1 protein-coding gene is annotated in these 760 nt (G+C 49.1%); it reads right to left on the bottom strand.

The features are described 5' to 3' along the window. Positions 1 to 760: glycosyltransferase family protein (locus tag AC1D0P_RS26460; protein ID WP_477679444.1), on the bottom strand; the 760-nt coding region annotated here is incomplete at both ends.

Raw genomic sequence — 760 nt, 5'->3', positions numbered from 1 at the left:
ATACATTGCCTCCGCAATTCCGCGGCCAAAACCCTCGGATCGATGTAGTGAAACAAAGACATCACAGCCACAAATCAGTCCCTTGATTTCACGGTCGCTAAGTACCTTGTCAATAAAAATGATGCGCGTATCCTGGTTGCGTACGCTGTCTATGAAGGTTCGGTATTCATGGGGGCATTTGTCCATGCCGTTCATTTTCACAACCAAGGCTACAGAACGATCGGCGCTGTTTTTGAAGGCGAGGTTGAAAGCATCAATGACCGCCCTCGGGTTCTTTCGTGCTACATGCGATGTAAAGTCGAAAAAAAATAGAAAAGTAAACGCATCCTTCGGAACCCCCAGTGCTTGTGCAACCGCAGGGTCGGCAGCTCCCGGCTCTACCACCTGTGGCATCCAGATGACGGGTACCGGGGATTTTCTTGCAATTGCCTCCTGTACGAAGCGGGATTGAGCCCAGATTTCTTGTACATAGCGGAAATTACCGACCCACCTATCGGGAAACTCTGAGAGTTCCCACATCCAACATGCTATGTTGTAGGACTTGTCGAATACCTCAGAACCGAGATAGCTGAGCGCCATGTCCATCTCATTGGCATTGAGGCAAAACAGATTCGTGCCGTGTTTTTTATTTAGGGCGGCAGCTTGCTCGTGATATGAAAAATCTTGTAGCAAGGCATTGGTCTTTGAGTGAGGCCCGAACGCATTGCATATCTTGAATGGAATATCCGACGAGCCAAGAGCCAGCGAAATAGCGCGAAGA

The sequence above is a fragment of the Polaromonas sp. P1_G2 genome, from assembly GCF_056405515.1.
The sequence above is the reverse complement of the archived record's forward strand: the minus strand, read 5'-3'. Positions and strand labels throughout refer to the sequence as shown.